Origin of the sequence: Bosea sp. OAE506 (assembly GCF_040546595.1) — a bacterium.
Lineage (GTDB): Bacteria > Pseudomonadota > Alphaproteobacteria > Rhizobiales > Beijerinckiaceae > Allobosea.
On sequence record NZ_JBEPOB010000001.1, the window covers coordinates 1242004 to 1259389 of the forward strand.

The following is a 17386-nucleotide window of genomic DNA, read 5'->3' on the forward strand; positions in this document are numbered from 1 at the left end:
CCCTGCGCATCGAGCGTCATGCGGAACCGGGCTCGCGAAAAGCGGCGGACCTTGGTCGCGCGGCGGGTTCTTTGTCAACCCGGCGGGAGGCGGTCCGGATCCCTGCCGATGCGCGGGGCCGGGGTGGGCTGCGGCAGCAGGATCGGGCGGAAGGCGAAGCTGCGCCGCGTCGCCCGCAGCGGCACGCGGCGATAGACCTGCTTGGTCGCGTCGATGACGTGGACGCCCGCGAAGGGCAGCGCGAGGCTCGCGCCGAGACGCTCCCAGGCGGCTGCCGAGCGCATCAGGAGCCGCCGGCGCAAGGGCGGAACATAAAGCGCCTCGCGCCAGCCCTCGGGCGAAAACTCGGCCGAGCGCATCAGCGCTTCGATCTGGGAGCGACTGAAGGGACGTCCCTGGCCGAAGGGTGTGCCGTCCATGCGCGCCCAGAGCCCGCGCCGGTTGGGCACGACGAGCATCAGCCGACCGCCCGGCGACAGCACGCGGCCGACCTCCTCGATCAGGTCGTCGGGGCTTTCGGTCTCCTCCAGCGCATGGACGAGCACGACACGGTCGATCGAGGCCGTGGGCAGCGGCAGCAGCGTCGGCTCGACCAGAGCGGAGGCCGAGAGGCCCTGATGGGGCCAGTTCACCACGCCCTGCGCCGCCGGCATGAAGGCGATCACCCGCTCGGCATCCATGCCGAGCACCGAGAGATAGGGGGTGGCGTAGCCCAGCCCGAGCACGCGCTGGCGGGTGCAGTCGGGCCAGAAGCGCAGCATGGCCGTGCCGATGAAGCGCCGCGCGACATGGCCGAGCGGGCTGGCGTAGAAGCTGCGCAGATCGGCGACGTCGAGCGGCATGCGTCGCTGAGATGTGATGTCGCCGCGGGCTCCGCAAGGGCAGGGATGCCGCCGCGCGTGCCGGCGGGCTGGTGCCGGGCGGCGGCATTGGGTATGCGCGACAGGCAAACGGCTTTCCGGAGGCCCCGATGGCACTCGATCTCCACGTCTTCCGCACGCTCGGCGACAATGCCGGGGCGCTGCTCCACGACCCCGCCAGCGGCACTTGTGCCGCCATCGACGTGCCCGACGCCGGCCAGGTGATGGCGGCAGCCCAGGCGAAGGGCTGGACGATCAGCGAGATCTTCGTCACCCACGCCCATGCCGACCACACGCAAGGCGTCGCCGCCGTCAAGCAGGCGACCGGCGCGAAGGTCTGCGGCCCGGCCGATGCCGCCGGCCAGGCGCCGCTCGACCGCATCCTGTCCGAGGGTGATGCGGTGTCCTTCGGCGGAGTGAGCTTCGAGATCTGGCATACGCCGGGCCATTCGGACGGGCATCTGAGCTTCGTCTCTCGCGGCGAGAAGCTCGCCTTCGTCGGCGATGTGGTCTTCCTGATGGGCTGCGGGCGCGTCCAGCCGGGCCAGATGGCGGCGATGTGGACTTCGCTGTCGCGGCTGATGGCCCTTCCGGGCGACATCCGCCTGCTCGCCGGCCATGACTACACGCTGTCCAATGCGCGCTTCGCCGCGGCGATGGAACCCGCCAATGCGGCGCTGGCCGCAAGGCTGGCCGAAGCCGAGGCGTCCAAGGCGGAAGGCCGGTTCTGGGCCCTGACGACGGTGGCCGAGGAAGCCGCGACCAACCCGTTCTTCCGCGCCGGCGAGGGTTCGCTGGCGGCCGCGGTCGGGCTCGTGGGCGCGCCGGCGGGCGAGGTCTTCGCCGCGCTGCGCGAAGCCAAGAACCGGTTCTGAAGGGGCGTCCCGCATGACACTCAACGGCCTGACCGCAGCGGAAGTGATCCGCCTGCTCGAGCTGAAGCCTCATCCCGAGGGTGGACACTACCGCGAGACCTTCCGGGACCCGAAGGAGATCGACGGCCGCAGCGTCGGCACCGCGATCTACTATCTGCTCGATACGGGCGAGACTTCCGAGTGGCATCGCTGCGACGCGGCCGAAATCTGGCACCACTATGCCGGTGCACCGCTGGTGATCAGCGTCTCGCCCAACGGGCACGACGCCTCGGCCCATCATCTCGGCAGCGATCTCGCCGCCGGACAGCGGCCGCAATTCGTGGTGCCGGCGGGCTGGTGGCAGAGCGCGACCTCGCTCGGCGCCTGGACGCTGGTCGGCTGCACCGTGTCGCCGGGGTTTTCCTTCGACGGTTTCGAGATGGCGCCGCCCGGCTGGCGGCCGACCCCGCGTCAATCCGGAGGAGCCGCGTGATGGCCGATGCGGTGCCGGAGCTCGACCTCGTGCTCGATTGCGAGCGGCGCATCGTCAATGCCTGGCCTTCGCCGGCGACGCTGCTGATCGACGACTGGGTGGTGCGCTTCGCGGGCGGCTATTCCGGACGGGCGAACTCCGCCTCGCCGCTGAAGCCCGGCGCCGAGCTCGACGAGGACACGCTGTCGCTGATCGAGGAGCTGTTCCGGTCGGACGGGCTGCCGCCCTGCATCCGGCTGACGCCGCTCGTCGGCGAGGCGACGCTGGCGATGGTGCAGGCGCGCGGCTACGTCGTGCGCGACGCCTCCTTTGGGCTGATCCGCGCGCTCGACGATGTGAAGGCAGAGATCGAGCCTGACCTGCAGATCGAGGCGCGGCCGAGTGCCGACTGGATCGCCGGGGTGGCAGCACGGCAGAGCGGCATCAAGGCCGATGCCGGCAAGCTCGCGGCGATCGTCGAGGGCGTGCGGCTGCCGGCGGCCTTCGCGACCTGGCTGATCGCGGGCGAGCCGGTGGCCTACGGCATGAGCGTCGCCGAGCGCGGCATGGCCGAGATCGGCAGCGTCGTGGTCGATCCCGCCCATCGCGGCCAGGGACTCGGCCGGCGCCTGATCGCCGGGCTGATGGGCTGGGGCCGCGCGATGGACTGCCGGCAGGCCTATCTGCAGGTCGACCAGACCAACGCCGTCGCCAACGGGCTCTACGGCTCGATGGGCTTCCGTCAGCTCTACGCCTATGAGACGCGGGTGCTCGACCTGGCGGCGTGAATGAACGTCATTCTCCGGCGAAGCGAAGCGCAGACCCGAGAATCCCCGGCTCGATGAGGCGCTGGAGACATCTGGTCACGAGATGCTCGGGTCTTCGCCCGAGCATGACGCGATTGCCCTCAGCCCAGGCTGGCGCGCTTCATGAAGGCGCCGCCCTTCATGATCAACGGCATGTGCTTGCCCTGGCGGGTCAGCAGCGAGAGGTCCTTCAGCGGGTCGCCGTCGACGACGATCAAATCGGCATGGGCGCCGGGCGCGATCGTGCCGATCTTGCCCTCGAGCCTGAGCAGCTTGGCCGCGACATGGGTCGCCGAGGCGATGACCTCATGGGCGGGCAGGGCGCGGCCGCGGATGACGAACTCTTCAGACTGATATTTGTGCATCTCGCCGAGCAGGTCTGAGCCATAGGCCATGGCGAGGCCGGCCTTCTTCATGACCGCGAGCGAGTTCATGCCGGCCGAGCGGACGACATCGACCTTGGCGACCGAATCCGGCGGGAAGCCGAGCTTGGGGCCGTCGGAGACCAGCTTGTCGTAGGTCACGAGGGTGGGCACCGCGACGGCGCCCTTGGAGGCGGCGAGCTTGGCCGTCTCGGCTTCGATCAGGTTGCAGTGTTCGAGCGAGTGGACGCCGGCCTCGACGCAGCGGCGGATCGCCTCGTCGGTATAGACATGGGCGGAGACGTAAGTTCCTGCCATCCGCGCCTCCTCGACGATCGCCTCGAGCTCGCTGACCGAGAAGCCGAGGAAATGGATCGGGTCGGTCGGCGAGGCGCAGCCGCCATTGGCCATGATCTTGATGAAGTCGGCACCGCCCTTCATCTCCTCGCGGGCGGCGCGGCGGACCTGGTCGAGCCCGTCGCAGACGCGGCCGAGCGCGCCGAGGCGGTGGCGGGTCAGCGGCGTCGCGGCATCGTCATAGCGGCCGCGGAAATCGGCATGGCCGCCGGTCTGGCTGAGCGCCTTGCCGGAGATGACCAGCCGCGGCGTCGGAAAATGGCCTTCCTCGGTCGCCTGCTTCAGGCCGAAATCGGCGCCGCCGACATCGCGCACGGTGGTGAAGCCGCGCATCAGCATCTCGCGCATGATCACGAAGGAGCGGGCGGTGACGAGGGAATCCGGCAGCTGCGCGTTGCGGCCGAGATCGGCGACGCCAGCGACGACATGGACATGGGCGTCGATCAGGCCCGGCATCAGGGTCTTGCCCTTGAGGTCGACGATTTTGGCCTTGGCGGAGGAAACGGCCTTGCCGACCTCCCGGATGGTGCCGCCCTCGACGAGGACGCTGACGGGAGCGCCGGCCTCCGGCGCGGTGCCGTCGACGATGCGGGCATTGGTGAAGAGCGTGCTGGCCATGATGTCAGTCTCGACAGGAGGAAGCTGGAATTCAGCGGATGAGGAGGGCGGTGCCCCAGAGGCCGACCGCGAAGACGGTGTGGCCGACGATGTTCAGGGTCCGCAGCGTGTTGGCATTGGCCCGCTTCGAGGCGGCGATGCCGGCGCCCATGCCGGGCTGGAGGATGAACCAGCCGCAGCCGACCGTGGCGAGGCCGACGATCAAGGCCGGCAGGAAGGACGGGTTGCGGACCCAGTTCGCGCCCCAGAAGGCAACGACGATGCCGGCGAAGAGGATGCCGACCGCGTAATGCGCGATCCAGCCGATCGCGAGCTCGTTGCGGACGGGCTCCGAGCGGGTGATGTCCTCGTGCAGGAAGCGTCCGCGGGGCAGATGCGCGAACCATCGACCGACCAGGGCCCAGTTCGGCAGGGGAAAGCCGAAGACGCGCCTCAGAAGCATCGCCCAGAGATCGAGCAAGGCCGTGGCGCCGATGCCGATGAGCACCGTCCTGATCAGCAGATCCATTCCGTCATCCCCCCAGCGCGCTGCAGCCCGCGCGTCTCGCGCCGGTTGGCGGCGTCTTTCTGCAGGGACGTCATGGAGCGGAGAACCGGCCGGCGGGTCAACCGGGCAAGGGGCGCCGAGCGCCGCGGCGGGCGCAGGCAGGCCATGCGCGCCACGCCGTCCCGCAGGCTGCGGAACCTCGCGACGCCCTCCCGGGTTGCGCCTTGGGACCACAAACGGGGGGTGATGCGATGGGAACTGCCACGGCAGGAGCAGGGCGTTCGGGCGAGGCGCGGCCGCACGGACCGCATGGGGCGCTGGAGCTGCCGTCCGTCAGCGTCGTCGGCTACAATCTCGAAATCCGCGACGACGACGGCTTCATCGGCGACAAGGCGAGTCGGGGGGCCTTCGTCGAGCATCTCGATGCGCTGCGCCGTCATCTGCGCGAGCAGAGCGCCGATCCCTTGCAGGGCGAGACCGCCGAGATCAGCAAGCGCGATCTCGATGCGTTGTTGAAGGATGGCGATCCGCATGAGGCGGCGCTCGTTCTCAGCGCGATCGAGCGTTTTGCGCAGTCGCTCGCCTTCGTGATCCGGCGCTTCGTGCGGCTGAAGAGCTGGGCCGAGGTCGAGCGCATCGTCGTCGGCGGGGGCTTTCGCGACAGCCGCGTCGGCGAACTGGCGATCGGACGCGCCGGCATCATCCTGAGCACGGATGGGCACAGCATCGATCTCGTGCCCGTGAGCCATCACCCCGACGAGGCCGGTCTGGTCGGCAGCGCGCATCTGGCACCGAAATGGATCTTCGAGGCCTTCGACAGCCTGGTGGCGGTCGATATCGGCGGCTCCAACATCCGTGCCGGCATCGTCGAGCTGCGCCAGGACAAGGCGCCCGACCTGAGCAAGGCGCGGGTCTCATCCTCAGAACTGTGGCGCCATGCCGATGAGGAGACCAGCCGGGACAAGGCGATCGCGCGGCTTGGCGAGATGCTCAAGGAGCAGATCAAGCAGGCCAAGAAGGACGGGCTGAGGGTCGCGCCGTTTATCGGCATCGGCTGCCCCGGCCTGATCGAGCCCGACGGCACGATCGACCGTGGCGCGCAGAACCTGCCCGGAAACTGGGAAAGCAGCCGCTTCAACCTCGTCGACAGCGTGAAAGCGCTGGTGCCGATGATCGGCGACCACGAGACCCTCGTGACCATGCACAACGATGCCGTGATCCAGGGCCTGAGCGAAATGCCGGCGATGCAGGATGTCGAGCATTGGGCGGTGCTGACCATCGGCACCGGGCTCGGCAATGCGAGCTATCACAACCGGGCCAAGCCGCATCGCAACGGCAAGTCCGGCAAGAAAGGCAAGCGCGAGGGCAAGGGCGAGACCGGCAAGGCGCGCAAGGACTGACGCGGGATATGCCGCTGATCGCGGTCGTCCGCTCGATGCGGTGACGACCTCGCCATGATGATGTCCGGTTTGGCATGGAAGGAAGCGTCGCCACCCGGCGCTTCCGCCCGGGTGTGCCCTCCATCCGGATGATTGCCGCTTGCCGCTCGACGCTTCTCACCGCCTTCGCCCCGCCGGGGCCTGTCCTGCCCGCGCTTGCCTTGCGGGCGAAGCTGTGGCGACGGTCGAGCCAGCGTCGAATCATCTTTCCGAACGAGGGCCAACCGTGATGGCAGCGCGCAGCGGGCCAGCCCCCGTCCCGAGGCCCGCGCCGGGGCGCGGCCTCCCCCTTCTGGCGGCAATGCTGCTGGCGCTGCTTCTCGGCGCCGTCCAGGCTTTCGCCCAGCAGCCGGCGGTCGATCCCTCCTCGCCGCGGGCGCGGCTGGACTCGATCCGTTTCGAGCTGACCCAGATCGAGGCGACGCTGGCCGCGCCGACAGCCTCCGAGGCCGAGCTGCAGCGCCAGCGCATGCGACTCCAGCCCTCGCTCGACCAGCTGCGACAGCTCATCGAGGAGCAGACGCCGCGCGTCGAGCAGGCCAAGATCCGGCTCGACCAGCTGGGGCCAAAACCCGACGCCTCCGCGCCGCCCGAGAGCGCCGAGGTGCTGCGCGAACGTGAGACGAGGCTGAAGGCGTTCGCCGATGCGGACGAGACGATGAAGATCGCCCGTGCCGCGTTCCTGCAGGCGGAGCAGCTGCAGACGGCGATCGGCGACCGCCGCCGCGCGCTCTTCGCCCAGGCCCTGTTTGCCGCGGGACCGAGCGTGCTCAGCCCGGACATGTGGGGCAATGCGCTGTCGACGGTCCCGGAAGACCTGCGCGCCTCCGGATACATCTTCGGGGGCTGGCTCTCCGGCGTCAGCGATGCGATGTCGGGCGCCCGCGGCGGGCTCGTCATCCTCGCCTTCATCGGGGCGGTGCTGCTCTACTATCTGCGTCGGCGCTATCTGCCGCGGTTCAAGGCGCGCTTCAGCACCACGCAGGACCGCGACAGCCTGCACTGCCTTTATGTCGCGCTGGCCCATGTCGTCGCCGGCGCCGCGCCGCCGGCCCTGGCGAGCTGGCTGATCTATGCCGCGCTCAACACGGCGGGGCTGCTGCCGCCGCGCATCCAGCCCGTCGTGGCCGCGGTTGTCGCCGGCCTCGCCGTCGTCGCCTTCGTCCAGGCGCTGCTCGATGCGCTGTTTGCGCCCAGCCAGCCGCAGCGCCGCCTCGTCAGCGTGATGGATTCGACCGCCTCGACGGTCGTTTGGCTCGGCACGTCGCTGGCTCTGGTTCTGTCGGCCAGCAAGGTGCTCGAGGCCTGGCTGACTGCGATCGCCGCGGGCCTCGCGGTCTCGATCATCCTGCGGAGCATCCTCGTCGTCGTGTTCGCGGTGACGCTGGTCGTCGGGCTCTACCGGCTGCGCGACAATGAGGAGATCGAGGAGGAGGCCTGTCTTGGCCCCTATGTCGCGGTCGAGGGTGCGAGCCTCGGGCCGATCCGCATCTTCGGCTGGATCGTCGGGCTGGCGCTCTCGCTCGCGGTCCTCAGCGGTTACGTCGTCTTCGCCTCGTTCCTGACCGAGCAGGTGATCTGGATCGTCATGGTCGCCTGCAGCGTGCTGCTGACCTACCAGCTCGTCGACCAGGGCATCCCGCATGCGATGACCGGCAAGGGCCGCCTTGCCCTGACGCTCAAGGCCGGGCTCGGCATCCGCGCCCACACGCTCGAAAAGATCGCGGTGATCACGGCCGGCGTGCTCAAGCTGATGCTGGTGGTCATCGCCTTCCTGCTGGTGATGGCGCCCTGGGGGCTGGAATCGACCGATTTCTTCACCTCGCTGCGGGCGGCCTTCTTCGGCTTCCAGGTCGGCGGCGTCACGATCTCGCTGTCCTCGATCATCTTCTCCGGCCTGCTCTTTGCCGCCGGCCTCACCGCCACCCGCTCGATGCAGGGCTGGCTCGAGGTGAAGTTCCTGCCGACGACGCAGCTCGACACGGGCCTGCGGAACTCGATCACCACCGCGGCCGGCTATGTCGGCTATCTCGCGGCGGTGGCGCTGGCGGTCTCGGCGCTGGGGCTCAGCTTCGAGCGCCTGACGCTGGTGGCGAGCGCGCTCTCGGTCGGCATCGGTTTCGGCCTGCAGTCCGTCGTCTCGAACTTCGTCTCGGGGCTGATCCTGCTCTGGGAGCGGCCGATCCGCGTGGGCGACCAGGTCGTGGTCGGGGACGCCGAGGGCATCGTCAAGAAGATCAATGTCCGCTCGACCGAGATCGCGACCTTCGACCGCTCCTCGGTGATCGTGCCCAACTCCAATCTCGTCTCCGGCGTGGTGCGCAACCGCGTCCGCAACGACCGCACGGGCCGCATCCTGATCTCGCTCTCGGTCCCGCGCAGCCTCGATGCCGGCGATGTCCGGACGATGCTGGGCGAGGTCGCCAATGCCCATGGCGACGTCATGCAGAAGCCGCCGCCGGCGATCCTGTTCAAGAAGATCGGCACCTCGACGATGGATTTCGATCTCGTCTGCGTGGTGGCGGATGTCGACATCGTCGGTCGCGTCACCAGCGACCTGAACTTCGCCCTCCACAAGCGCCTGACCGAGATGGAGCCCGCCGCGGGTACGCCGGAGCTGCTGGTGAAGGGGCTGGAGGGGGTCGAGCAGTCGCTGGGCAGCATCGCCGCCGCGGTCACGCGCGAAGGCGCGGCCGTCCCGGCGCGCGCTGCGGCCGAGGCGAAGCCAGCGCCTGCGCGCGCGCGCCGCCGGCCGGCGCCGCCCGTCGAGGAGGAGGAGAGCGAGGCTGCGCCTGCGCCGCCACCGCCCGCGCCGCCCGAACCCGCCAAGGACGACAGCAAGGAATGATGCGATGGATTGCCTCCCGCGCGGCCGGACGAAAGCCCGGTCGATGAGCTGCCCCGCTTTGCTCGCCGGGGCGCTCGCCCTGATGGGCGCCGCCGGCTGTACCGAGCCCGCCCGCACCAGCCAACCCGCCTTCTATCGCGATCTCGGCTCGGCCTCGGCGCGCGTCGATGCCAGCGAGGCCCGCGCGATGATCTCGGCCTACCGCCTGAACGCCGGGCTGAACACGCTGACGCTGGACCCCGGCCTCGTCGCGGCGGCGCAGCAGGAGGCGGATGCGATGGCTGCGGCCGACAAGCCCGCGCAGGCAGAAGCCGTGAAGGGGCGGCTCGCCCGCAGCGGGCAGGCGGGTGCGGAGGCCAATCTCTCGGCGGGGTATCGGCGGCTGGCGGAAGCCTTCTCGGGATGGCGGGATTCGCCGCAGCATGACCGCGTGATGAAAACGCCTGGGGCCACCCGGATGGGGATTGCGACGGCCTATGCGCCGGGCTCGAAATACCAGGTCTACTGGGCGCTGGTCCTCGCGCCCTGACGGGCGGCGCAACCGCCCTCCGGCGGGCGCCGGCCACGGTCGTTGCAGCCCGAAAGACAGCGTGACGTCGAGAAGGTTCAGCGCGCCGCTTGCCCGGGGCGCTGCGTCAGCTAAAGCTGGCGGCCATGTCGCTTTTCTCGATCTATGCGCGGGTCCTCGGCGAGCTCGGCCCGGAGCGGCGCCTCGGCGTCGTTCTGGCCCTGGCCAATGTCCTGCTGGCCGCAGCGTCCTTTGCCGAGCCGATGCTGTTCGGCGCGCTGATCGACAAGCTGACCAGCATCCAGGGGGCGGGGCTCAGGCTGAGCTGGGCCGATATCGGGCCGCTGATCGCCGCCTGGGCCGGTTTCGGCCTGTTCACCATCGGCGCCAGCGTCTTCGTCTCGCTGCATTCCGACCGGCTCGCCCATCGCCGGCGCCTGGCGGTGATGGCGAATTATTTCGAGCATGCGCTGACCCTGCCGCTGGCCTATCACACGCAGACCCATTCGGGCCGCGTGCTGAAGGTGATGCTCGACGGCACCAGCGGCATGTGGGCGCTGTGGCTGTCCTTCTTCCGCGAGCATTGCGCCAGCCTCGTCGCGCTCTTCATCCTGCTGCCCTTCACGCTGTGGAAGAACTGGCAGCTCGGCCTGCTGCTGATCACACTCGTGGTCCTGTTCGGCACGCTGACCGCCTATGTGCTGCGCAAGACCGACACGCTGCAGAGCAATGTCGAGGCCTACCACTCCAACCTTGCCGAGCGGGCCTCGGATGCGCTCGGCAACGTGCCGGTGATCCAGAGCTTCACGCGCATCGAGGCGGAGGTGCGCGGCTTGCGCTCGACCATCGCGAGCCTGCTCGACGCGCAGCTGCCGGTCCTGTCCTGGTGGGCGATTGCGACGGTGGCGACCCGGGCTTCGGCGACGCTCACGGTGCTCTCGATCTTCGTCGTCGGCGCCTGGCTGCTGATGCAGGGGCTGACCACCGTCGGCGAGATCGTGACCTTCATGGGCTTCGCGACCATGCTCGTCGGCCGGCTCGAGCAGATCGTCGCCTTCGTGAACTTCATCTTCATGCAGGCGCCGAAGATGCGCGAGTTCTTCGAGGTGATGGACACGCTGCCGGCGGTCCGCGACCTGCCGAGCGCGCCCGATGCGGGAAGGCTTTCCGGCGCGGTCGCCTTCGAGAACGTGTCCTTCTCCTATGACGGCAAGCGCGCGGCGGTGCAGGACGTCTCCTTCTCCGTCTCGCCGGGCGAGACCATCGCCATCGTCGGCTCGACGGGCTCGGGCAAGTCGACGACGCTCGGGCTGCTGCACCGCGCCTTCGACCCGCAATCGGGCCGCATCACCGTCGACGGTCAGGACATCCGGGAGATCTCGCTGATCTCGCTGCGGCGGAACATCGGCGTCGTCTTCCAGGAGCCGATGCTGTTTGCCCGCTCGATCCGGGAGAATCTCAGCGTCGGCAAGCCGGACGCGACGGAAGAGGAGATCATGCAGGCGCTCGAGCGCGCGCAGGCCAGCGAGGTGATGGCGCGTCAGACCGACGGGCTCGACACGCTGGTGGGCGAGCGCGGCCGCACGCTGTCCGGCGGCGAGCGCCAGCGCCTTTCCATCGCCCGGGCGCTGCTCAAGAACCCGCCGATCCTGATCCTCGACGAGGCGACCTCGGCGCTCGATGCCTCCACCGAAGTCAAGCTGCAGAAGGCGCTGGAGGAGGTGATGAAGGGGCGCACCACGTTTGTCATCGCCCATCGACTCGCCACCATCCGCAATGCCGACCGCATCCTCGTCTTCGAGCAGGGGCAGGTCATCGAGATGGGCTCCTTCGAGGAGCTCGTGGCCAAGGGCGGGCGTTTCGCCGCCCTGGCGCGCGCGCAGTATCTCGTCACGGACAAGGCGGCCGCGCTGTCCGAGGAAGCGGCCAGCCCGCTGGCGCGCACCATCGCGCTCGACTGACATCGGCGGTTTTCCGGGCCGCGGAGGCAACCGGATCGCAGGACGCGCGTTGATCTCGTGCAGGGTCGCCGCGCGCGGCCCTTTTCGCATGTCCGCGCCGCGGCGGGCACCATCCGCATCCGTCGAAAGGACTAGCCTTGCCCGTCACCATCCTCCGCCTCGCCTGCGCCTGGGCGACTGTCGCTGCCTTCCTGCTGTTCGGGGACGCCCTGCTCGGGCGGCTCGGCGAACCGCTGGTTGCGGCGCTGGTCTTCGCCTGGCTGCTCGGCGTCATCATCTGGGCGGCGTTCGGCGTGGTGCATGAGGCGGAGGTCCTGGCGGGCCGGCTCGGCGAGCCTTTCGGCACGCTGATCCTGACGCTCTCGATCGTCATCATCGAGGTGGCGCTGATCTCGGCGGTGATGCTCGGCGCCAAGGGCGCCCCGACGCTGGGTCGCGACACGATGTTTGCGGTGCTGATGATCGTGCTCAACGGCGTGGTCGGCATCGGCCTCTTGGTCGGCGGGCTGCGCCACTTCGCCCAGAGCTACAACATGAAGGGCGCCTCGTCGTATCTGGCCGTGATCATCCCGCTGACGGTGATCCCGCTCGTCCTGCCCAACTTCACCACCTCGACCGGCGAGGGCACGCTGACGACGCTGCAGGCGATCAGCTTCTCGGTGTTCACGATGGCGCTCTACGGCGCCTTCCTCGTCCTGCAGACCGGGCGCCACCGCTCCTTTTTCGTCGAGCCGACACGGGAACAGGCACCGCCGGTGCGCTCGGCCCCGCACGGCCACACGCCCGACGCCGAGGATATCGAGATCGTCGAGCATGACGGGCATGAGGATCCCGGCGGCGCGACGTCGACCCATGTCGTCCTGCTGCTCGCCAACATTCTCCCCATCGTGATCCTGGCGAAGAGCCTCGCCGTGGTGCTCGATTTCGGCATCGTCCGCCTCGGCGCGCCGGTGGCGCTGGGCGGCATCCTGATCGCGATGGTCGTGTTCACGCCGGAGTGCATCGCAGCGCTGCGCGCCATCAGCGCCAATCAGCTCCAGCGTGCGATCAATCTTTGCCTGGGCGCCGCCGCCTCGACGCTGGGGCTGACCGTGCCGGCCGTGCTGGCGATCGGCCTGTTCACGGGGCAGGAGGTCGTGCTCGGGCTGTCGGGCGCCAATATGGTGATCCTGGGCATGACGCTGCTGCTCTCGACGCTCACCTTCACGGGCACACGCACGACGATGCTCGAGGGCGCCGTGCATCTGAGCGTATTCTTCGTGTTCCTGGTGCTGGTGTTCAGCCCGTAGGGCGGCCGCGTTTCGGGCGGGCCTGGACCGGATTGCGGGCTGCTCAATCGTCTGCGAATGTCGCTTCCAGCCCATCCGCGAGAGATCGATCGTGGCCGACCAGCGCATCAAGGGACCGGCGTCCTACTTCCCATCCATCGAAAAGACCTATGGGCGGCCGATCGGCGACTGGCTGCAGATCGTCCGGGACCGGCTGCCGGCCAAGCATATGGAGATCGTCTCCATGCTGAAGAGCGAGCACGCGCTGGGCCATGGGCACGCCAACGCCATCGTCGCCTATGTGATGGCCGAGGCGAAGGACTGACGACCTCTGCTGCACGCGAGACCACAGGTCATCCCGGAGCGGCGCTGCTTCGCAGCTTGTCCGGGATGAGGTGAGGGTTCGCGGACACCCTCAGTTCAATTCGGCCGGCGCCCTCAATCGGTCGTGAGTGCCTCGATCGGCGCCGTCAGCGTGAAGACGATGCCCGCCGGCTCGTAGGCGATCTTCGAAATGCCCTGGACGGAACTCGCCAGGGCCTTCTCGATCATGCGCGATCCGAAGCCCCTGTGGGTGGGAAGCGCGACAGGGGGGCCGCCGATCTCCTGCCAGCGGAAATGGAATTCGTCGGCGGTCATCGACCAGCCGATGGCGATGCGCCCGTCATCCCGGCTCAGGGCGCCATACTTCGTGGCGTTGGTCGCGAGCTCGTGCAGCGCGAGAGCCATTGCCAGGGCCATTTTCGACGAAAGCTCGACCTCCGGCCCGTCCACACTGAACTGCGCTGTGCTGCAATGGGCCTTCAGCGTTTCGCTGATCAGGAAGGACAGGCTGGCGCGCGCCCAGACCGACTGGGTCAGCACGTCCTGAGCAGCGCTCAAAGTGCCCAGCCTGCCGAGAAACAGCGCCTTGACCTTCTCCGTCTCGTCGCCGCCCCGCAGGGTCTGGTTTGCGATCGCCTGGATCATGGCGATCGTGTTCTTCATGCGGTGCTTCAGTTCGAGCGCGAGCAGCCGCTGCTGCTCCTCGGCCGCCTTCATCGCTGAGATGTCCCGCGAGACCGATAGGATGTTCTCGACACGGCCCTGGGCGTCGAGGATCGGGGAGACCTGGACGTCCCAATAGCGCGGGTTGCCGGCCGCGGTATTCGCCGCGCCCTGAAAGCGCGCGCTGCGGCCAGCCCGTGCTTCATCGAGGGCATGCAGCGCATCCGCATTGCCCTGGCCCTGCCAGAAATCCGGCCAGGGGCAGCCCTTGAGCGCATTGAAGTCGCTGACCTCCATGGTCCGCTGCCCCCCTTCGCTCATGAAGGAAAGCGTCCCATCGAGCGCGATGACCTTGATGCAGTCGTCCGAAGCCGCCAGCAGGCTCCGCATAAAGCGGGCATCACTCAGTTCAGGTGTCACCAGGCCCCCAGTCCCACCGTGCATTCGCCGTGCGGGCTTATCGCATGGGCCTGCCACGCCGCCAAATCGGCTGCGCTGTCATTTCACACATCCGTTGCATGGGTCCGCGCACTCAATGCGCCTGCCCGTTGGCGACGAGCTCGCCCTCGATGAAGGCTTGGACCTCCTCCGCCGCGACGCCGGGCGCGATGAAGCTCTGGCCGATGCCGCGGGCGAGGATGAAGGTCAGGACGCCGCGCTTCACCTTCTTGTCCTGGCCCATCGCCGCGACGATCTCCTGCGCCGTGCCGGCCCCACCCGGCACCTGCTGGAGCGTCGAGGGCAGGCCCACAGCGTCGAGATGGCGCGCGACGCGGGTCGCGTCCTGGCCGGAGCAGAGACCCAGCCGCTGCGAGAAGCGGAAGGCGAGTGCGAGCCCGATCGCGACCGCCTCGCCATGGACGAGACGGGTGGAGTCGTAGCGCGTCAGCCGCTCCAGCGCGTGCGCAAAAGTGTGGCCCAGATTGAGCAAGGCGCGGTCGCCCTCCTCGCGCTCGTCGCGGGCGACGATCGCCGCCTTGGCCTTACAGGAGACCGCGACGGCATGGTCACGCTCAGGGCCGCCTTCGATGATGCGGCTCCAGTTGACCTCGCACCAGTCGAAGAAGGCGGGGTCGTCGATCAGCCCGTATTTGACCACCTCGGCATAGCCGGCCTTGAACTCGCGTTCGCTGAGCGTGTCGAGCAGCGCGGTGTCAGCGATCACCAGTGCGCGGCTGGTGGAAGGCGCCGATCAGGTTCTTGCCATGGCTCGAATTGATGCCGGTTTTGCCGCCGACGGAGGAATCGACCTGCGCCAGCAGGGTGGTCGGGATCTGCACGAAACGCACGCCCCGGCGCAGCACGGCCGCCGCGAAGCCGGTGAGGTCGCCCACCACGCCGCCGCCGAGCGCGATGACGAGGTCGTCGCGCTCGATCTTCGCCGCCAAAAGCGCGTCGCACAGCGTCGTCAACTGCGCGTAGGATTTGGTCGCCTCGCCGGGCGGCACGGTGATGCGGGTGAAGCCGATGCCCTCCTGCTGCAGGGAGGCCTCCAGCGCCGGGGCATGCAGCGGACCGACACGCTCGTCGGTGACAACAGCGACTTTGGCGCCCGGCGCCATCGCGGCGATCAGGGACGCCGCCTCGCAGAGCTGGTGGCGGCCGATGTGGATGTCATAGGCGCGGCCTTCCAGCGCGACCGGGACGGTGATCCGGGCGCCGGTCTGCGGGGCAGGGGTGGTCATGGTGCGGGCTTCCGGTCCGGAGGAGTGCTCAGATGCCGGTCGAGCGCGGCCAGCGCCGCCGTCACGACGACGTCATGGGGGTCGTCGCGCGAGAGGAGCGTGAGATCGGAGAGCGCATAGACCGGCTCGCGCTCGGCCAGCATCCGCCGCAGCGTCGCCTCGGGGTCGGCGGTCTGGAGCAGGGGGCGGTTGGAGCGCTTGCGGACGCGGCGCATCAGCACATCGGGCTCGGCCTTGAGCCAGATCGAGATGCCGAGATCGGCGATGCGCGCGCGGGTCTCGGCGTTCATGAAGGCGCCGCCGCCGGTCGCGAGAACGAGGGGCGCGCGCGTCGTCAGGATGCGGCTGATGACGCGGCGCTCGCCATCGCGGAACTCGCTCTCGCCGCGTTGCGCGAAGATCTCCGGGATCGTCATGCCGGCGGCGGTCTCGATCTCCGTGTCGGCATCGACGAAGGGCATGCCCAGCCGCGTCGCCAGCCTGCGGCCGACGGAGCTCTTGCCGGAGCCCATCATGCCGACGAGCACGATCGCCCGCGGGCCGATCGCGGTCCGCAGCGCCGCCGGGTCCGGGCCGATATCCTCACCTCGTGGCTGGTCGAGCGTCTCGACGATCGTCATAGCGATGGAAGCCTTGTCTTCAGCGCCCTTTAACATGAGCCGTCACACAACGTCAGGCCCCGTGCCGCATTTTGCGGCGCTTGTGGCCTTGCCGTCCTTGCCGGCATCCGCCATCTCCTGAAAGATGCGTGGGGCCATCGCAGTCACCGCCCCGAAGGATCCGCCTCACCGTGCCGACGCTGTTCCGATTCGTCGCCTTCCTGGCCCTGCTCGGCGGACTCGTCTTCGGCGGCATGGTCGCGCTCGTCACCTTCGTCCAGCCGGTGCCGCGCGAGATGGTCGAGACGGTTCCGCCTGCCCGGCTCCAGCCGAAATGAGCCGGATCGCGCAGGCGCGGCGCAACGGCTTCCTCGACATGCTCGCCGCCGAGCGCGGCGCCGCCCGCAACACGCTCGACGCCTATCAGCGCGACATCGACGATTATCTGGAATTTCTCGGCGGGCGGGTTCTTGAGGCCGCGACGGCCGATGATATCCGCGGCTGGCTGGCGGATCTCTCTGAGCGGGGTCTGAAAGCGTCCTCCGCTGCGCGGCGGCTCTCGGCGGTGCGGCAGTTCCACCGCTTCCTCTACACCGAAGGCTTCGCGTCCAACGACCCGACCGCGGCGATTCAGGGGCCGCGACTCGGGCGGCCGCTGCCGAAGGTGATCTCGGTCGCCGATGTCGAACGGCTGATCGCCACCGCGCGGGAGGCCTGCACGCGCGAGGGATTGACGCCTGTGGCGCGGCTGCGGGCGCTGCGGATGCGCTGCCTGATCGAGATGCTCTACGCCACGGGCTTGCGCGTCTCGGAGCTGATCGCGCTGCCGCTTTCGGCGGCAACGACGCGCGAGCGCTTCCTGGTGGTGCGCGGCAAGGGCAACAAGGACCGGCTGGTGCCGCTGAACGAGCCGGCGCGCGAGGCCGCGAAGCTCTGGCTCGCGGCGCTGCGCGAGTCGGGGGCTGCAGAGGGGCGCTTGCTCTTTCCCGCCGAGGGCGAAAGCGGCCATCTCACGCGCCAGGCCTTCGGGCGCGATCTCAAGGCTTTGGGCGGGGCGGCCGGGCTCTCGGGCGCTGCCTTGAGCCCGCATGTGCTGCGGCATGCCTTCGCCAGCCATCTGCTCCAGAACGGCGCCGACCTGCGCGTCGTGCAGGAGCTGCTGGGGCATTCCGACATCGCGACCACGCAGATCTACACCCATGTCCTCGATGACCGCCTGAAGAGCCTGGTGCGCGACCTGCACCCGCTGGCGGACGAAGCCTGAAGCGAGACCTC

16 protein-coding genes and 1 pseudogene are annotated in these 17386 nt (G+C 69.1%); 11 read left to right on the forward strand and 6 right to left on the reverse strand.

Annotated features, from left to right (window positions below):
• Window positions 1-74 precede the first annotated feature (74 nt).
• Entirely contained in the window at window positions 75-842 is a 768-nt protein-coding gene (locus ABIE41_RS06020) for a class I SAM-dependent methyltransferase (RefSeq protein ID WP_192644944.1), read from the reverse strand.
• 128 nt (window positions 843-970) lie between these two features.
• On the opposite strand from ABIE41_RS06020, the gene gloB reads away from it, so the two are divergent.
• From gloB to ABIE41_RS06035, 3 genes are read left to right on the forward strand one after another with little or no spacing between them, the layout of a single operon-like run.
• Window positions 971-1735, forward strand: a complete 765-nt coding sequence (gloB, locus tag ABIE41_RS06025; protein WP_192644945.1) for a hydroxyacylglutathione hydrolase — start codon at window positions 971-973, stop codon at window positions 1733-1735.
• 13 nt (window positions 1736-1748) lie between these two features.
• Window positions 1749-2207, forward strand: coding sequence for a cupin domain-containing protein (locus tag ABIE41_RS06030; RefSeq protein WP_192644946.1), 459 nt, complete (start codon window positions 1749-1751; stop codon window positions 2205-2207).
• Window positions 2207-2974: a GNAT family N-acetyltransferase gene (locus ABIE41_RS06035; protein ID WP_192644947.1), complete on the forward strand. Its 768-nt coding sequence runs from the start codon at window positions 2207-2209 to the stop codon at window positions 2972-2974. Before ABIE41_RS06030 ends, ABIE41_RS06035 begins: the two co-directional genes overlap by 1 nt.
• A gap of 119 nt (window positions 2975-3093) precedes the next feature.
• Here the strand turns inward: ABIE41_RS06035 and ABIE41_RS06040 are convergent, their stop codons facing one another.
• Window positions 3094-4329 (reverse strand): metal-dependent hydrolase family protein, encoded by a 1236-nt coding sequence (locus ABIE41_RS06040; protein WP_192644948.1) that lies wholly within the window; start codon window positions 4327-4329, stop codon window positions 3094-3096.
• A gap of 31 nt (window positions 4330-4360) precedes the next feature.
• Window positions 4361-4837: a DUF2938 domain-containing protein gene (locus ABIE41_RS06045; protein WP_192644949.1), complete on the reverse strand. Its 477-nt coding sequence runs from the start codon at window positions 4835-4837 to the stop codon at window positions 4361-4363.
• 230 nt (window positions 4838-5067) lie between these two features.
• Here ABIE41_RS06045 and ABIE41_RS06050 point away from each other — a divergent pair, with 230 nt between their 5' ends.
• The 6 genes from ABIE41_RS06050 (at window position 5068) to ABIE41_RS06075 (ending at window position 13165) form a co-directional block, all read left to right on the forward strand.
• Window positions 5068-6216, forward strand: a complete 1149-nt coding sequence (locus ABIE41_RS06050) for an ROK family protein (protein WP_192644950.1) — start codon at window positions 5068-5070, stop codon at window positions 6214-6216.
• 268 nt (window positions 6217-6484) lie between these two features.
• Window positions 6485-9103, forward strand: coding sequence for a DUF3772 domain-containing protein (locus ABIE41_RS06055; protein ID WP_192644951.1), 2619 nt, complete (start codon window positions 6485-6487; stop codon window positions 9101-9103).
• A 43-nt stretch (window positions 9104-9146) separates the two neighbouring features.
• Window positions 9147-9632 carry a CAP domain-containing protein gene (locus ABIE41_RS06060; RefSeq protein WP_192644952.1) on the forward strand — a complete coding sequence of 162 codons (486 nt, stop codon included), beginning with the start codon at window positions 9147-9149 and terminating at the stop codon, window positions 9630-9632.
• 125 nt (window positions 9633-9757) lie between these two features.
• Window positions 9758-11572 (forward strand): glucan ABC transporter ATP-binding protein/ permease, encoded by a 1815-nt coding sequence (locus ABIE41_RS06065; protein WP_192644953.1) that lies wholly within the window; start codon window positions 9758-9760, stop codon window positions 11570-11572.
• A gap of 137 nt (window positions 11573-11709) precedes the next feature.
• Complete coding sequence (locus tag ABIE41_RS06070) at window positions 11710-12861, forward strand: calcium:cation antiporter (protein WP_192644954.1); 1152 nt, start codon at window positions 11710-11712, stop codon at window positions 12859-12861.
• A gap of 91 nt (window positions 12862-12952) precedes the next feature.
• The gene (locus ABIE41_RS06075; protein ID WP_192644955.1) at window positions 12953-13165 is read left to right on the forward strand and encodes a DUF4287 domain-containing protein; all 213 of its coding nucleotides are present in this window, start codon (window positions 12953-12955) and stop codon (window positions 13163-13165) included.
• A 113-nt stretch (window positions 13166-13278) separates the two neighbouring features.
• Here the strand turns inward: ABIE41_RS06075 and ABIE41_RS06080 are convergent, their stop codons facing one another.
• From ABIE41_RS06080 to ABIE41_RS06090, 3 genes and pseudogenes are all read right to left on the reverse strand, one after another.
• Entirely contained in the window at window positions 13279-14247 is a 969-nt protein-coding gene (locus ABIE41_RS06080) for a sensor histidine kinase (protein WP_192644956.1), read from the reverse strand.
• A gap of 112 nt (window positions 14248-14359) precedes the next feature.
• Window positions 14360-15512 (reverse strand): annotated as a pseudogene (aroB, locus tag ABIE41_RS06085) (3-dehydroquinate synthase).
• Complete coding sequence (locus ABIE41_RS06090; protein ID WP_192644958.1) at window positions 15509-16132, reverse strand: shikimate kinase; 624 nt, start codon at window positions 16130-16132, stop codon at window positions 15509-15511. The pseudogene aroB and the gene ABIE41_RS06090 overlap by 4 nt, the downstream one beginning before the upstream one ends.
• A gap of 170 nt (window positions 16133-16302) precedes the next feature.
• Between ABIE41_RS06090 and ABIE41_RS06095 the strand changes: the two genes are divergently transcribed.
• Window positions 16303-16449, forward strand: coding sequence for a histidine kinase (locus ABIE41_RS06095; RefSeq protein ID WP_192644959.1), 147 nt, complete (start codon window positions 16303-16305; stop codon window positions 16447-16449).
• Window positions 16446-17375 (forward strand): site-specific tyrosine recombinase XerD, encoded by a 930-nt coding sequence (locus tag ABIE41_RS06100; RefSeq protein ID WP_192644960.1) that lies wholly within the window; start codon window positions 16446-16448, stop codon window positions 17373-17375. Before ABIE41_RS06095 ends, ABIE41_RS06100 begins: the two co-directional genes overlap by 4 nt.
• Window positions 17376-17386: the final 11 nt, after the last annotated feature.

Excerpts from the sequence above, each read along its gene's own strand:
- ABIE41_RS06020 (WP_192644944.1), bottom strand. The coding sequence starts at position 842 with ATGCCGCTCGACGTCGCCGATCTGCGCAGCTTCTACGCCAGCCCGCTC.
- gloB (WP_192644945.1), top strand. The coding sequence starts at position 971 with ATGGCACTCGATCTCCACGTCTTCCGCACGCTCGGCGACAATGCCGGG.
- ABIE41_RS06030 (WP_192644946.1), top strand. The coding sequence starts at position 1,749 with ATGACACTCAACGGCCTGACCGCAGCGGAAGTGATCCGCCTGCTCGAG.
- ABIE41_RS06035 (WP_192644947.1), top strand. The coding sequence starts at position 2,207 with ATGGCCGATGCGGTGCCGGAGCTCGACCTCGTGCTCGATTGCGAGCGG.
- ABIE41_RS06040 (WP_192644948.1), bottom strand. The coding sequence starts at position 4,329 with ATGGCCAGCACGCTCTTCACCAATGCCCGCATCGTCGACGGCACCGCG.
- ABIE41_RS06045 (WP_192644949.1), bottom strand. The coding sequence starts at position 4,837 with ATGGATCTGCTGATCAGGACGGTGCTCATCGGCATCGGCGCCACGGCC.
- ABIE41_RS06050 (WP_192644950.1), top strand. The coding sequence starts at position 5,068 with ATGGGAACTGCCACGGCAGGAGCAGGGCGTTCGGGCGAGGCGCGGCCG.
- ABIE41_RS06055 (WP_192644951.1), top strand. The coding sequence starts at position 6,485 with ATGGCAGCGCGCAGCGGGCCAGCCCCCGTCCCGAGGCCCGCGCCGGGG.
- ABIE41_RS06060 (WP_192644952.1), top strand. The coding sequence starts at position 9,147 with ATGAGCTGCCCCGCTTTGCTCGCCGGGGCGCTCGCCCTGATGGGCGCC.
- ABIE41_RS06065 (WP_192644953.1), top strand. The coding sequence starts at position 9,758 with ATGTCGCTTTTCTCGATCTATGCGCGGGTCCTCGGCGAGCTCGGCCCG.
- ABIE41_RS06090 (WP_192644958.1), bottom strand. The coding sequence starts at position 16,132 with ATGACGATCGTCGAGACGCTCGACCAGCCACGAGGTGAGGATATCGGC.
- ABIE41_RS06100 (WP_192644960.1), top strand. The coding sequence starts at position 16,446 with ATGAGCCGGATCGCGCAGGCGCGGCGCAACGGCTTCCTCGACATGCTC.